General features: G+C 51.5%; 18 protein-coding genes. 1 reads left to right on the forward strand and 17 read right to left on the reverse strand.

Features of this window, described 5'->3' with window-relative positions; translation table 11 throughout:
• Positions 1-28: 28 nt before the first annotated feature.
• The 16 genes from SK35_RS05925 to SK35_RS06000 all read right to left on the reverse strand — a co-directional run bounded on the left by SK35_RS05925 (position 29) and on the right by SK35_RS06000 (position 12245).
• Positions 29-850 carry a DUF932 domain-containing protein gene (locus SK35_RS05925; RefSeq protein ID WP_032642912.1) on the reverse strand — a complete coding sequence of 274 codons (822 nt, stop codon included), beginning with the start codon at positions 848-850 and terminating at the stop codon, positions 29-31.
• Between the two features lie 220 nt (positions 851-1070).
• Positions 1071-1511 carry a YgiW/YdeI family stress tolerance OB fold protein gene (locus SK35_RS05930; RefSeq protein WP_135695985.1) on the reverse strand — a complete coding sequence of 147 codons (441 nt, stop codon included), beginning with the start codon at positions 1509-1511 and terminating at the stop codon, positions 1071-1073.
• A gap of 160 nt (positions 1512-1671) precedes the next feature.
• The gene (locus SK35_RS05935) at positions 1672-2814 is read right to left on the reverse strand and encodes a nickel/cobalt efflux protein RcnA (protein WP_029602872.1); all 1143 of its coding nucleotides are present in this window, start codon (positions 2812-2814) and stop codon (positions 1672-1674) included.
• A 12-nt stretch (positions 2815-2826) separates the two neighbouring features.
• Positions 2827-3096, reverse strand: coding sequence for a metal-sensing transcriptional repressor (locus SK35_RS05940; RefSeq protein WP_009653703.1), 270 nt, complete (start codon positions 3094-3096; stop codon positions 2827-2829).
• 103 nt (positions 3097-3199) lie between these two features.
• Positions 3200-4498: an MFS transporter gene (gene nirA / locus SK35_RS05945; protein WP_029602873.1), complete on the reverse strand. Its 1299-nt coding sequence runs from the start codon at positions 4496-4498 to the stop codon at positions 3200-3202.
• Positions 4499-4733: 235 nt separating this feature from the next.
• Positions 4734-5492 (reverse strand): hypothetical protein, encoded by a 759-nt coding sequence (locus SK35_RS05950; protein ID WP_029602874.1) that lies wholly within the window; start codon positions 5490-5492, stop codon positions 4734-4736.
• Between the two features lie 151 nt (positions 5493-5643).
• Complete coding sequence (locus tag SK35_RS05955) at positions 5644-6465, reverse strand: class I SAM-dependent methyltransferase (RefSeq protein WP_232079140.1); 822 nt, start codon at positions 6463-6465, stop codon at positions 5644-5646.
• A 63-nt stretch (positions 6466-6528) separates the two neighbouring features.
• Positions 6529-6891: a hypothetical protein gene (locus SK35_RS05960; protein ID WP_232079141.1), complete on the reverse strand. Its 363-nt coding sequence runs from the start codon at positions 6889-6891 to the stop codon at positions 6529-6531.
• Positions 6892-7040: 149 nt separating this feature from the next.
• On the reverse strand, positions 7041-7730 hold the full coding sequence (locus tag SK35_RS05965) for a hypothetical protein (protein WP_029602877.1): 690 nt from the start codon (positions 7728-7730) through the stop codon (positions 7041-7043).
• A 13-nt stretch (positions 7731-7743) separates the two neighbouring features.
• Positions 7744-8481 carry a HupE/UreJ family protein gene (locus SK35_RS05970; protein ID WP_009654087.1) on the reverse strand — a complete coding sequence of 246 codons (738 nt, stop codon included), beginning with the start codon at positions 8479-8481 and terminating at the stop codon, positions 7744-7746.
• Between the two features lie 44 nt (positions 8482-8525).
• Positions 8526-8891: a hypothetical protein gene (locus SK35_RS05975; RefSeq protein ID WP_029602878.1), complete on the reverse strand. Its 366-nt coding sequence runs from the start codon at positions 8889-8891 to the stop codon at positions 8526-8528.
• Positions 8892-9234: 343 nt separating this feature from the next.
• On the reverse strand, positions 9235-9597 hold the full coding sequence (locus SK35_RS05980; RefSeq protein ID WP_032642906.1) for a hypothetical protein: 363 nt from the start codon (positions 9595-9597) through the stop codon (positions 9235-9237).
• Positions 9598-9632: 35 nt separating this feature from the next.
• On the reverse strand, positions 9633-10073 hold the full coding sequence (locus tag SK35_RS05985) for a hypothetical protein (protein ID WP_032642904.1): 441 nt from the start codon (positions 10071-10073) through the stop codon (positions 9633-9635).
• Positions 10074-10081: 8 nt separating this feature from the next.
• A complete protein-coding gene (locus SK35_RS05990) occupies positions 10082-10768 on the reverse strand; it encodes a WYL domain-containing protein (RefSeq protein WP_032642901.1) in 687 nt (228 codons plus the stop codon).
• 19 nt (positions 10769-10787) lie between these two features.
• Positions 10788-11525, reverse strand: coding sequence for a DUF3944 domain-containing protein (locus tag SK35_RS05995; RefSeq protein ID WP_048215744.1), 738 nt, complete (start codon positions 11523-11525; stop codon positions 10788-10790).
• A 141-nt stretch (positions 11526-11666) separates the two neighbouring features.
• The gene (locus SK35_RS06000) at positions 11667-12245 is read right to left on the reverse strand and encodes a hypothetical protein (RefSeq protein ID WP_032642897.1); all 579 of its coding nucleotides are present in this window, start codon (positions 12243-12245) and stop codon (positions 11667-11669) included.
• Positions 12246-12728: 483 nt separating this feature from the next.
• Between SK35_RS06000 and SK35_RS06005 the strand changes: the two genes are divergently transcribed.
• Positions 12729-13361 (forward strand): inovirus Gp2 family protein, encoded by a 633-nt coding sequence (locus SK35_RS06005; RefSeq protein WP_048215745.1) that lies wholly within the window; start codon positions 12729-12731, stop codon positions 13359-13361.
• A gap of 135 nt (positions 13362-13496) precedes the next feature.
• On the opposite strand, the gene SK35_RS06010 is transcribed toward SK35_RS06005, so the two are convergent.
• Positions 13497-14936, reverse strand: coding sequence for a YfjI family protein (locus tag SK35_RS06010; protein ID WP_045370402.1), 1440 nt, complete (start codon positions 14934-14936; stop codon positions 13497-13499).
• Positions 14937-14990: the final 54 nt, after the last annotated feature.

A 14990-nucleotide genomic window follows, 5' to 3' on the forward strand; every position in this document is an offset into this window, starting at 1 on the left:
GGGCCTTGGAGGTAATAGTTAAAGTCGTTTATGAAGCAAGTTGAAGCATATTTTCAGCCATCACCCACAGAGCGCGATTGAGCTTTACGTCTCCGTCGATACCTTTGACAGCACGGGTTTGAGCACGCTGACCTTTCGTCGTTCGTCCTGACAGTCCGCCTTTTATCAAGTTCTCCTGAATGCGTTGGTAAGTGGTCCATAGGTCGTTGCTATCATCCTGCCAGCGGCGCGGGGAAAGGATTTGCGATTCCGTCACCGGCTGATGCTCTTCACCAAAGCGATAGGTTAATGCCGCTTTTGCCATCGCCTGCTGTGCTGGTGGAGGTAACAAAAGCGACTGCATGGCATCCCGCTTCTCCTCCACCCGGTCAAATATCCCCAGCACTTCGTAAGCCCCTTCAATGACTTTCTCCACCACATTGCCTTTATGTGGCACACGTACCTCACCAAAACTCTCACCGCAAATCAGCCCGTTCTGGCAGACTGCACGAAATAGCCCCGGCAACATCTGATATGAGCTGGAGCCGTCATGGCTGTTGAGCAGAATGATTTCCGGTACCTGCTTACCGGTTATTTGCCCTACCCGGCGCAGGCGCAGCATGTGTTTCGTGTGCTCTCGCTTGCTCTGGTCACGCACTCGGGTCTGGCAGGCAAAGAACGGCTGAAAGCCTTCACGCTGGAGGCTATCAAGCAGGGTAATGGTCGGGATGTAGGTGTAGCGATCCGAGCGGGATTCGTGCTTGTCAGTACTAAATACACTGGGTACATGGACCATCAACTCGTCATTTGTCAGTGGGCGGTCGCGGCGAATCTGGTTAATCCGTCCGAAGCGGCTGGCTAATTTCATGATAAAACTCCTTTGTGGTTAATGGCATAAATGCAGAAAGGCCGCGCTTCCGGTAAAGAAGCGCGGCCTTTCTGCATTGATTTGGTGTTGCAGGGGAAAACTCTTTGTTGTTGGGGGATGCAACAGCTAGCTAATGTCTGCTATGAGCGATCAACGGACATTCAAATGACGAACTACATATGAACTGGACAATGTAGTTCGTCATACTCATGATCCTTCAAATTTAAGGCTTTTTGATCACCTCAACGTTCAGGCTCGTAGTGCCATTCTCACGGCTTATCTGCCCGCTCACACGCACCAAATCCTGCGCATCGAAGTGCTGCCCGTTCCAGACTTTCTGTGGAATACGAACTTTGATGGTTCCGGTTGGATCGCGGAACGTATACCACTCTTCCTGCTGCTGGCTGATGACATTGCCTTCCAGTGTGATCCACGCCCCTTCGTGCATCGACGGCACGGCCTGAATGCGGCTTTGACTGTTTTCCTGCTGAACCTTATGACCGGCATACATGCGTTCAGTGGCGACTGGCTCTTTCTCTGCGGAGAAACCGCCTTGCGCTGCCAGGGCTGGAATGACGATGAATGAAGCGAGCAACACGCCGGTGACGTTGACGAGCTGGCGACGAATCTGACTGAAGTATTGTTTTTGCATAGCAGGTTCCATTTATGATTTCACATCCTCCCAGGGGGGATGCCTTTATAATAAATGAGCGGCTATAAAAGCTCAATTGCAATCCCCTGTGGGGGATGAAAATGTGACAGGCTTCAGAGATAAAAAACCCACCAATTGGTGGGTTCAGGCATGTGGCTTTTACAAGAGAAAATCAGCGGGTAACGCCGATCCAGCCATGGTAGCCCATGTAAATGCCGACCAGGGCTATCAGTACGCTTGAGAAGTATGGGGCACGGCGTGCCAGAGTATCCAGGCCACTCCAGCGTTTGGTTGCCTGGCGAACGCTAAACGCCGCAGCTGCACCCACAGAAACCAGCGTAATTGCTAAGCCGATGCTGAAACACAGTACCAGCGCGGCACCGAGCGTAAATTCCTTCACCTGGATGCAGAGCAGCAGAACGGTGATGGCCGCCGGGCAAGGAATAAGTCCGCCGGTCAGCCCAAACAGGATAATCTGCCCGGTGGTTACGCTGCGATTGGCAAAACGTTTCTTGATGTCGTTCGCATGGGCTTTTTCGTGAGCGTCCTGGTATTCGCGGGAATTAACATCCAGCCCCTCCAGTGCGGAGTGATCGTGGTCATGGTCGTGACCGTGCTCATGCTCGCGAAACTCCACATCATAATCGTGTACATGCCCACGATGGCCTAAAGACAGGCGCACATCAAAACTGTGTGGCTCAGGGATCGCCAGGGCTGATTCCATAAACCCGTCTTTTTCAACGAAGTCGAAAACCTGAGAATAGGTTCCATTGCCCCGCCTTGTGGCTACAGAAATGTTGCTGGCTTCCCACTTTCTGCCGCTGAGCGTACGTAAACGCCAGTGAGGTGGCTGTCCTTCCTCGAAAATAGAGAGTTCAACGCTGCCGTGGCCGGTATCTATAATCCGGGTTTCATCATGTTCGTGATGACCGTGGGAATGCTCCTCTTCCTGCTCCATTTTCCATAGCTTCTCACCGCGCCAGGTACGCCAGAACATCCATGCTGCCGTGGCAAGAATGATGATGGCCGAAATTAACTGGAACCAGGGCTCCGCAGATTCAGCGGTGAATTTCTGACTGACATACATCCCACCCATGGCAATGAGCCAGACCACAGAGGTGTGCGAAATGGTCGCCGCCAGTCCCAGCAGAACCGCTTGTTTCACCGTTCCACGAATAGCCACAATAAACGCCGCCATCATCGTTTTGGAGTGTCCTGGCTCCAGTCCGTGCAGCGCACCCAGCAGGATAGCGCTGGGAATAAACAGCCAGGCATTGGCTACGCCTTGCTGCAGAAGAGCAGAAAAATCAGTCATGTTTCGCTTGCCTTAAAGATATTTGGTGATCTCTTTAAATTCGCTTAGCGTTGTTTCAGTTCCGGCATGATCGGCATGAAGCGCATCCTCCAGGCAGTGATCAAGATGGTCATGAATTAAGGTACGCTTTGCATTCGTTATCGCTTTTTCAACCGCATGCAGCTGTTGGGCGATATCCAGACACGCTTTTTCATCTTCGAGCATCTGGATGGTACTTTTCAGGTGCCCGGCGGCACGCTTAAGTCTTTTAATAATGTCAGGGTGTGATGCGTGAACAGTCATATCTTATCCTCTCCAGGTGGAGGGGATAAGATAATGTGTATCATCGCTATGGTCACATTTTTTATCGGCTTATCCTCTCCTGCCTGGTTGTCTTTCAGGGAAATTACTTCTCTTTCTTCGGCCATGACGGATGTTCATCGTCGATGACGAAATCATGTTCATGAGTGGATGCATTATTCGTTTCGGCGTCGGTATGGCTGTGCAGCTGAACATATTCTTCATGCTCAGGACGCCAGATAAGCACGGCGGTGAGCAACGACAGCGCCGCTACGATGGTCAACGCGATGAACGAAGCCTGTGTGCCCCATGTCGCGCCGACCCATCCGGCCAGCGGATAAGTCACCAGCCAGCATGAATGCGACAATGCAAATTGAGCGGCAAATAGCGCGGGTCTGTCTTCCGCCGTTGATGAGCGGCGCAGCAGGCGGCCACTGGGGGTTTGAGAAAGTGAATATCCGACGCCCAGCAATGCCCAAAGCACAACCAGAGTGAAGTAATCCATCAGGAAAATACCCAGCCCCAGGCCAATCACCAAAAGCGCGGCCCCCACAAGCATCGGCATGCGGTCGCGCATTTTGTCGAGGAGTCTCGGGAGAACCAGTGCAGACACCATCGACCCGACACCGAAGAAGGCCAGCGCAATGGCAGTCGAGCGCTGTGATAAACCAAAGTCAGCCTGTACCAGAACAACGGTATTGACGATAACCATCGCGCTTGCCGCTGCCACGGCCATATTGAGTGCCAGCAGACCACGCAGCCTTGGTGTTTTCAGGAAGATGCGCATGCCTCGCGTCGTTTTGTCATAGACGCTGCGTTTGACGGTTAACGCTTTCATTTTTGGCAACGACACGGAAACAACCAGAGCCGCAGAGGCGAGGAATCCGACTGCCGTACCGGCAAACAAATTATGGAAACTCATGACTGTCAGCAGCGCCGCCGCCAGCATCGGGCTGATAACGCTTTCAAGATCGTAGGCCAGGCGTGACAGAGACAGCGCCCGGGTATATTCACGTTCGTCAGGGAGAATGTCCGGGATCGTCGCCTGGAAAGTCGGTGTAAACGCTGCCGAAGCAGACTGCAGGAAGAAGATCAAGATGTAGATTTCCCAGATCTGAGTGACAAAAGGCAGCGCGATCGCCACCAGAGCGCGGACTAAGTCCAGCGTCACCAGCATGGTGCGACGCGGGAATTTATCGGCAAAGGCCGCCGCTACCGGCGCAACCAGAATGTAGGCGCTCATCTTGATAGCCAGCGCGGTACCCAGCACAGCACCAGCCCTGTCTCCGGCCAGATCATAAGCTAGCAACCCCAGCGCGACGGTCGCCAGACCGGTGCCGATAAGGGCGATAACCTGTGCCATAAACAGGTGGCGATAGGTACGATTAGAAAGAATATTGAGCATCAGGAATTCTCTTGGCTTAAATTTACATCCCCCCCGGGGGGATGATGAAAGCATAGAGGGACCTGGAAAAAATGACAAGCATTATCCTGGTGGGGAGGATGAGTGATTTACCAACCAACTGATATGTTGAATAAAAAAAGCTTCAGGTATCCCAGCGTTATACCTGAAGCAGCATAAAAAGTGTCGAAGGTGTTATCACCGCTTCCTTGCGAAGCCCCTTCTGACGAGAAAGGTGTTAACTCAGAAGTCCCAGGCAGGTTTTCAGACTCAGCCGTGTGGCTTCAACATCGCTATGGACGATGGTGCACCAGTCATCACGGTTAGCCCGAACGTCGTCCAGCCAGCTATTCAGCGCCTGATTGAAGGCCATGGTTTTCTCGCGCTGAGGCCAGCTCATCTGGTTAGCGCTGTAAATATCCTGCCCGGGCTGTGGCATCTGTACGGTTTGCTGCGTCGACATCCGGGAAGTCACCGACCAGGTATCAGAGTTGCCATCCCAGGAAGGCATCACCGGGAAGCCCGCGCCGCGCAGGGCTATATCCCAGGTGGCATCAAACAGGCATGTTTTCCCGTTTAACTCAAAAGTCACGGTGTCATGAAATCCCTGGGTTTGCGGCAAAATAGCCAGTATTTCCGGAGGAACGGGCAAGTCAGCCCAGTCAAACTGCACCAGTTTTCGCCTTGCTGTAATCCCACCGGCAACCAGCAATCGTTCGGCCGCGGCGGCTTTATGACGACAGTCGCCAAAACCCTGCTCAAACAGGCTCATGCTTTGGTTATTCCATGACCCAAGCTGATAGGGCATTCGCCTGACCAGTTCAAAAATGGCTCTCCGCAGTTCCGTTGAGCCCGGTTGAAGCCCGAGCGACTGTAAAATCCAGCCCGGCGTTATCGTCTCCTTAGCAGTGCGGCGAGCGATAATTCTTTGCCATGTATCACTGACTTTTTCGGCCAGAGAGGCTGCCAGGGTTTCCCCCGGCAGTAATGTTGTCATCAGCAACGCTCCTGTGGTGGTGAGAAAATGTCTGCGCGTCAACATATCGGGCGTTACACCTCCACGCTGCGACGAAGTGCCGACATAACCAGTGATTCACAGACCACTTCATCGTCCTGTTCACGGTTTACCCCAGGGAAAACCATTTGACTCACCGGGGTGAACGAAGCCGGTGATAACGGGCAATCGCGCCATTCATTCCGCCCATTTGCTTACGTCGAACCAGCCGGAGTCCTTGCTCCCACGCGACTTCATCCATCGCGCTCGCCAGAACAGGATCATGATTGAAGATTAAGACGCCATCCCCTTTCAGCAGACGGGCTGCGCTGCGAAGGAATGCCGTGTAATCCTGTTCGAAATAGGCTGCGGCCTGAGAGTAGATAATATCGACCTCACCGGCCCAAACTCCCTGCTTCTCCAGTACGCACAGCCCGGCAGCCGTCACGTAGGGATGCTCAGTCACCCCCTTTGGCAGCGATTCGTGCCATGGCGTGAGATTGGTGAAATGCAGGAATGCGCTCTCCCCGAGCTGCTCCCTGAAGCTCTGGGCAAGTCCGGAAATTGCCGCCTGATGGCTGGTCGCTTCTTCAGCACGAAAACCTGCCCAGGCAGCACCAATTTCAAGGAAGGTGACGGTACCGTTTTTGTGATGAATGTTTTTTGCATGGTGGGCAATATCGAACCCAATTTCTCGCGCCAGACGAAACGAACCACCGCTGGAGGTCCAGGGGCCATCGAAACCAAAGGCAAGAATGGCTTTCAACATCGAGCCCGTTTCTTTGTGCATCATTTTCAGGAACGGAATGACCTTACGTCGTGAAGGAACAGGGACGTTCGGACGCAGTTTTTTGGCCTGGAGATCGCGATTAACGCCCATGCACAGTGTCTGCCAGTGCAGAGGGGTAATTCGATAATTAAGTTCAGTAAAATTACGCGCAATCTCGCGACGCGCCTGTATGGAGTCTGTGTACATAGCCTCTCCGCTAAATCTGAAGTTGGTAAACGCCAGGCAGCAAACTGCTACCGGCAACAGCCATCAGATCTGGCGGGTGCTTGGAGGGCGGTAAATGATGTCCGTGGCCTTAACCGGGCTGTGAAGATCGGCAAGCGGCAACCATCTGTCTGCTACAGGAGAGAGGGAGATCTCCACAGAGGGCGGCTGCTGAGGGGTTTCATGGAAATGGTCTGTCTGATGATGGCCTGCGTGACCAGACTGAGGGATATCCGAGTCGTGGGAGTGATCCTGCACTGTCATGGTGACTTCTGCATCATGCAGATTCATCTCGTAACCAGTCAGGCCGTTGGTACCGTGTGACGCAAACGTGCCCATCGACGACATCATCATGCCAACGGCCATGATGACAATCATCAGAATATAACGGGGTGAACGTTTAAACATCAGATACATCGCTGGCGTTTCTCTCAGGCAGTCTTCATAACATAGAGAAAAGATTAGCATCCCCCCGGGGAGGATGTAAGAGGCGAAAGTGTAAAGTCTTGTATTGCCGGAATGAATAAGATGGGCCCGCATTATACGGGCCCGATTAATCAGATTACGCGCTTAATGCTCTGGTATTCGCCATTGGTATCAAGCTGGATAGTAATCGTCTTTGAACCACGATTTCGCCAGAACCAGCCATGCTTACCGTCAAAGGCCGCCTGCAACACACCATCCTTTGAGGTTATCTGGCGGCCCTTACCATAGCCGTGGTAAAACCCTTTCGGTGCGTTAACCGGATCGCCGTGTGCATCCACGTTGACAGGTCCAGAGCTTGTCCACTGGTAAGTCACCCGGGCATCCTTACGCATTTCCATCTTAACTTCAGCCGCTTCATTCGGTTTCAGAGTAATTAACAGCTGATTGCGCTGAGAACCGGCAGTTGGGGCTTCTGGCGCACGAGTTGTCGCCGGAACGCTCAGCTCCGGGTAGTTGTTTTGCGTGATTGTCGGCGGGTTATCCGCCACCGGGCGCTCATTCGTCGGAGTGGTTGACTGCCCCCACTGGCTCGTACTCGCCTGTTTGTCCGTGGCGGCTTCCTCCGCCAGCTGCGTTTTGATTTCGCCCATCTGTTTAAGGCCCAGCAGGCGGCCAACGCCCGTTGGATCGATACCATATTCTGAAGGCATCACGATGGTTATCAGCAGCGTTAAAGCAACAATAGCCGCCAGGATAGTGGACTGCATCAGCTTCATCGCAGATGGCAGCTCTGCGCGGGTCGGTAAATCGGTGTTATACATTCTCTTTTCTCCCTCAGGCTAAAACGTAGCCACAAATCTGGTAACTCATTAACAGGAAACCGGCGCTCATCATCACCACATTGGCGGTGTAGGCATGGCGGAAAAAGCTCGCCGTCTGCCGCCAGTAACTCATGATGATAAGGATGGCGCTCAGCGCCAGAAGCTGACCTATCTCGACCCCGACATTGAAGGCAATCAGGTTGACGAACAGGCCATCGGGGGAAATTTCGAACTCCTTGATTTTGGTCGCCAGGCCAAAGCCGTGGAAGAAACCAAAGATAAGCGTCGCCATCTTCGTATTAGGCTGAAAGCCAAACCAGCGCTGGAACGCGCCAAGGTTATCAAGGGCTTTGTAGACCACAGACAGTCCGATAATGGCATCAATGAGATAAGCGCTTACGCTGATGTCAAAGAACGTCCCAATGAGCAGCGTTGTGGAGTGTCCGATAGCAAACAGGCTGACGTACAGCCCGATATCGCGCATTTTGTAGAGAAAGAAAATCACGCCGAACAGAAACAGCAGGTGATCGTAGCCGGTCACCATATGCTTCGCGCCAAGGTAGATAAACGGGATGATGTTAATCCCGGTGATTTCCTGGATGTACCCTTTGTCGCCTTCGGCTACGCCATGTGCGGCCGCACCCTGGCTGTAGAAAAGCAATAACAATATGAAAAACAGACAAGCCGAACGCGCCTGAGTCGAAAACAGGCCACCGCTCAACCGGCCTTGTAAATTAAGGCAGGTGTTCATACAAAATCCTTACAGTTTGAATAATAACGAATTAACAGCAGTTATTACGCAAACAGGGATCTCGGAGGGCGTTCGGGGGTGGCCTGTGGCATTCGCAGAATTTGTTCTGAACTCAGCGCAAAGGTCGCCCGTATGCCCGCGTTCCAGGCCTGCAAAGCAGTCAGGGTGAAGAGTTTGTTCAGATCGTGGGAATGATCGGCATTGAGGTGGTGCACATTACCGTGCGAGTGGAACAGCAGCGGATCGTGCTCATTCAGCGGTTCATCGCTATCGTGCTGATGGTCACTGATGGTCGTTGTATCCTGGACGTTGTAGACAGCCTGTGGTTTTGCCATAAGCGAACTGCTCAGCACGGCAACAGCCATGATGATAAGCACGATTCTGGAAATGACTTCACGGCTAAAAAACACAGTCAACGGCATCCTGATGATACAAGGTAACAACGTGCGTAATGTATCTGTTTTGCTGACCCCATTTCAACAGGTCTTTTGGGGTTGGGGGTTTAATCACTGCGGAATCGTAGCGTCCGCTTTTGGCACAAAGCGGTCAGACAAGCAGTGGCAGGACGCTAACATAATGAAGTAATGAGATATATAGTATGGCGAATCCTTCATAAGGGGAGGGACCTTACGGGGGAGGGGTTTATAATGGCTATTAATACGCAGTATTAATACCTGATTTTTTTGATATTACGACTGATAGCACAACAGGGTCTGACAACTGATTGTCAGACCAGATATTGTTCAGACGAAACTAGTACTTCATCAGCCAGTCCCCCTGACTGGTGATGACGTTAATCTCCGCCACACTGCATGGGCCTTTAATGTAGACGGCAATCTCTTTCCCGTAAGGCAACGTTGACGGTACCAGCGGGACAGGCTTACTACCTGCGTAGACCGTGGGCATCTTCTGAATCGGGCAGTTCCCCCGGTTAACGACAACATCCTTAATGGTGACGCTGTCCGTGAGCGACTGAACGTGAACACGCTGCTGATGCAGATTCGGGTAATACGGATTTTTAACCTGCTCCAGACCAATCCTGACCGGGGCCTCTGCTGCGTGCAGCAGAGGTGAAATTATCAGTGCCACGGCGAGGGCACTCATTGCTGTTTTCATTATTTTTTCCTTATATTTGCTGGAGTCGTAAAGGTTCACATACGGGTCAGACAGCCTGATTTATCAAACTCAGGCAGGGTCCGGGCGGCATTGCTGAAGGTGAACGTTGTGGAGGTCAGGCCGGTCGCAGTGATATGAATCCGCTGTGATTTTCTGACTGCATTCCAGAAGGCCTCGAAGTTACTCCCCCCTGCATCAGACAGTGTGTCGTTTATAAGAAACGTGTCGCTGTTGTCTGTCTGCGCCTCAAGACTGCGACCATCATCATTGCCGCTGGTGAGCGTTTTGCCATCAGGCGCGGTGTACCGGACGAACACATTGTCGTGCGGTGAACAGGTCAGAAGCAGTTCAGCACTCTGTTTATTCTGTATCCGGTATTCCGTGCCCCCCTGAACCCAGGTACGGGTCCACTGGTTTACGGCTGCGCTGGCCTGCGCTGAAGAAAGCAGCGCCAGTAAAAATGCGATTTTTTTCATGATTATCCTTAATTTTCCGTTTCTGCCAGTACAGTGCGGATGTACTGGAAGTGCGGCAGTGAGTGAATGAAATGTGGGTCGGCGGTCAGGGCATCGATGTGTTTTCTGCGCAGAAACTGCCTGGGTGTCAGGCAGACATCGGTAATGCTTTCCAGCAGAAAGACCTGCAGTTGCCGGGCGTACTCTCCGACCAGATACCAGCCGTTCTCGAAATAAATCAGGCGATAAGGTGCGAACCAGCGGTACTGCTGCCCCTCTGCGGTCAGATCCAGCAGAGTTCGCTCCAGAATGGCCTGTGTGATACGCCAGAAACTGCCGAAGGGACCGGGCTTGCGCTCCGGTGGAGACTGCCAGACGATAAAAGGTGGCTCTACGGAGCTGTCAGTCAGCACAGATATCAGACGATTATCCATCGCCGGGAACAGCTGCTCCGTGCGGGTTACTCGTGCAAAGTGCAGAATATGCCGGTTGGTGCGCAGGCCTTCGTGCTGGTGGGCCAGTGACCAGCACCCCTGCTGGTATGTCAGTTCCAGGCAGCTCAGGCGTTCACGAAAATCCCGGCGCAGAGTGCGCTCCGAGATACGAAACTCCTGAGACAACCCACTAACTGACAACCGTTCCCCCATCAGCAGGCGACTGATGATGATCGCCAGCCGTGATGCCATGCGATCGTGCTGTTTTTCTTCCGCAGACATATTGAAGGGTTTCCGTTGATTACATTGATTTGTACAGATACTGCTGACGCAGACAAGCAATCAGCAGGCAGGCCGGAACCGTAACCCGCCGTGCCGGGCCTGCCATATCGGCAATCAGCCAGCCGGTGCTCAGGGCGATACCAACCGGCCCGGCCAGTACACTGATAGAGCGGGTCAGGGTCAGATAAGTCACGATGGGGAGCGTGCGCCCCAGTACAACCTTCGCAAGCGTACTGAGCATCACGACCGACAGACGGTAGGCTGCAAAACCGGAAGACCGGACGGCAGTCTGTATGGCCATTAAAATCAGCGGTGCTGTCGGTGCGGTCAGTTCCGTACCCATGCTGTCAGCAAACTCCTGCAGCTCAGTCGGGGACATTTCGCTGAGGCTTTTTTCGAGCATCTTCATCAGCAGGGAGAGCTCAACGGTTTCGGTTGCCTCCTCCTTCCTGTATTTCACGCCCGTATGGTCACAGACATCGCATAACACTTCCCGATACAGCACGCCTTTCCCACCCCTGAATACACTGGCGATACTGCTGGCACCAAAGGTCTGGATTTCAGCGGCAATCTCCTGCCAGTAATTACGGTGCGCTGGATAAAAACGTTTGTAGTTGTCGCTGCCGGACAGCGTTTCCGTCCAGCGTAGGGTTTTGTCCCGTGGGTCATGGGTAATGAGGCTGACCAGTAAATCCAGGTCCTCATTCTCACAACGCCCCAGAAACCGCAGGTCAGCATCTTCGCGATAAACGGCCATTAGCCCTCCATTCAGGTCTGTATCGTCAGGACAAAAACGATAACAAACCCGCCTGTAAGGACATGGCCGATGCGTCAGGAAAATCAGCGTGTTATACGAGTAATGACGGACAGGTGATGTCCGAAAATGAAATACAGAGGATTATGCTGCACAGGGCGGAGTTACCGGTGGAATAAACAGACGAATGGCGAGTTGCCCCGTCAGGCGGGTGACGAGCCAGGCGGCACCACCGTTGATTACCCCGCCCAGTAACGGGAGCAGCAGGCTTTCCCTGAGTAACACTTGACTGCTTTTCAGCAGTAATGCGTCGCGAACCACTGTCAGCAGAGCGGTCTCGGCCTGAGACTGGCTCAGTGCGCGGGTCAGTAACCGGGTGATGATGCCACTGATGGCATCCGAGCAGGCATCCCCGGCCAGCGCGCCCCAGCAAAGCAGGCGTACCCGTGGGTCTGCAGTGTCATGGCCTCCGATGATGGCAACGGCCGCACACAGCCGCATCTGGATGAACAGCGAAGAGCAGACGTCGGCGGTGACGGTCAACGGCAGCAGCGCGCCACCGGTAAGACCACAAGAAAAGCCGGAGCCGCAGGCTTTCAGGGACTCGTACAGCACCAGCGATTCAGCCGCATCATTACGACTCATGTCGTTCTGAAGGTAACTGTCGGCCAGCACTGCGGCAGAGTCCGTGACGGCGGTACCTTCCACCGCCAGGGCATACATCCCGTCAAAGAGATGCTGTAATACAGTAATATCCAGACTATCCTCCTTATCGACAACTCCAGATGGTTGTCGTTAAGGTGATATATATCTGTATTTTTTTATTTTCAGTTTTTGCCGCAATCTCATAGTAACCGACTGTGTATTCTTTATGTAATTTTTTACGTGTCTTGCATATGAGATGAGTTAGTATCAAAAAAATGCCTATGAGTAAATGGTTAGCTTTCTCTTGTGATTTATTTTATTTAAGAAATAACTCCAGAAAATAAAATGATGTGTTCTACGATGGTTTTGCTTGCTTCTATTGCCTCCGGTGGCGGTGTTGGGTAATAAGTCGCTCCGTATTGGTATTATTAAATAAAAAGAAGGTGAGTGTGTAATGCAGAAAATATATTGAATTCCGTTGGGGGTTGTTATTATAAAATGAATGATATTTGTCTCTAACTTATTCGGGATACAGATGTAAATTATACTAAGGCTAAAGTTATGAATTCGAAATATACATACGATCCGCGATACACTGATGGCGTAGAACGAACACTGGCAGCAGCGACTGATCAATACCCCAGGCTTTCTACATTTCGTTTTGATTTGCGGTTTCCGACTGACGGTACTGGTCGTCGTGATGAGCGCGTTATCTCGCGCTTCTTTGATTCGCTGAAATACCATGCAAATGCTCAGATGACTGCCCGAAGGCATGCAGGACTTACCTGTAAGAATCTGACGTCCATACGTTATATTTGGTGCAGAGAATATGGCCTGGTGGATGGCAACCGGCATTACCATGTGATGCTATTGGTAAACAAGGACACCTTCCATACGCTGGGAGATTATCAGCCTCAATGCAACGATGGTATAGATTCACTGGCGAATGTTATCCAGAAAGCCTGGTGCAGTGCGCTGAAATTACCCTGGGAGGCCTATGCTGGCCTGGTTCATTTTCCGGAACACCCATGTGGCTGGATAGAAGGTAAACGTCCTGAGCATGAAGAGCAGTATGTTACAGCACGTCAGAGAGCAATGTACCTGGCAAAAGAGTACACAAAGCACTATGGAGATGGACGTTCTTTTGGATGCAGCCAACGGAATCCGTCAGTGATTGGAACCGGCCAAATGTAACGCAGGCAGAGGGCTCGTCCCTCTGCCTTTCATATAGTTTAACCTTAGGTCTTAGTTAATGCAGGTCCTGGCCGGTAAGGCCATATAACACGCAAGAAAAATATATAATACCTGCCTTTCCTTAACCAAAAAGAGTCAGAAGCGGCTGAAGGTTTGACCTGTATAGTTGGGGGTGGATGCCCAACTCGGGTAAACCAAAGTTTTATTATCTTGCTTAAAGATAATTATTTTACGCTGACTTTGAAGCCAGTCCAGTAACATGTAAATTTTCCCTCCAGTCCTAAGTCTGTTAGGGCCATAGCGACGAATAAAGTTTTTATCAAGAGCAACTGAAAGGCGCTCGCGATACTTAACCTCAATCCAGGTCAGAAGTTCCATTGCATCCTGTTCTGGTGTTTCAGCAGTATCTACTTTGGTAAAGAGGCGCTGATGCTCAAAGCCATACCAGCTAAAAATTTCTATGGCTGATTGAGTTGCACATTCAGAAATATCTCCCGTATTGCCCTCAAAGTAATGTATTAATGCAGCAATACGCGCAATATTTTCAGCTGACTTTGACGCAAAATCCTTGAAGTCACTCAGCCCATTTTTGCCCTGAATACCGATACTGGTTTCAATTTGATTATAATAATTGATCCAACTTTTTTCAGCTTCAGGTGAAAATTTAAGAGAAAGGCGCTCGCTAATGTTAGTGGCCAGGCTTTCGTTAATAATTTCCATGAGACGGTCGTGAAATTTAGGAATGTGTTCCTGCGATGTCACTGGTACGGTGATCAGGCGTGAACCCTGTGTGGATGTCGGAAAACTAATCAGACACCGGGCAAAAAAGCCGACACCTTTAGCCATGCTGCCTTTACGCTCAAGGTAATCACGGAAGGCTTCAGGCTGAACCATCAATGATAACGTCATACGGGCGTCGCTAATAACCGCGTCGGGTTCGTTTTTACGTTCGACGCTAAATCTCTCGCCATCCCACATTGTGTTGATAAACGGCAATTCGCTAAGTGCATGACCACCAAAAATTGTTCCTGCCTCATCGGACATCACACCCACAGCATTCCAGCCACCGCAAAGGAATGCTTTAATGGCAGCCGGTGTGGCATCGTTGAACGTCAGTTTGCGTCTGACAGGGGGGGCCGGAGACTGAAGGGCCATTATTGCTGATTTTATTTCAGTAATATCTTTATCCCGATTAATATGTGCTTTAAGCTTGTTTTCCAGCGCTTTTCTTACTGAGACAGCTATCTGGTTTTGTTTGTAATAAATCTGATATTCCCGATTATGAATATTTTCTAGCTGTTCTTCTTTCGCGCGCAATGGTTTTAGCAACAGTTTGTCAACGGTGCTTTTGCGCTCACCTGATTCAGCGATAGTCAGGACAAAAAGTGATACGGGGCCACGATGGTTCCCTGGGCGTATAACATCAATACGATTCTGGCAGGCCAGAGAAATTGCCCCCAGAGCGGACGCCGCAATCAGAGCGATTGGGGCTTTTGTTACCTCGTGTGCTTCACAGATTGCGTTTTTGATGAGTGGCGGAAACGCATCAACAGGAAAATCATCATGTTTTGGCATTGGGGGGCTCCAGAATGCACAAAAAAGTTAAATTTTCCGCATCAGTCGTGACTC

Origin of the sequence: Citrobacter sp. MGH105, assembly GCF_001037485.2 — a bacterium.
GTDB classification, from domain to species: domain Bacteria; phylum Pseudomonadota; class Gammaproteobacteria; order Enterobacterales; family Enterobacteriaceae; genus Citrobacter; species Citrobacter portucalensis.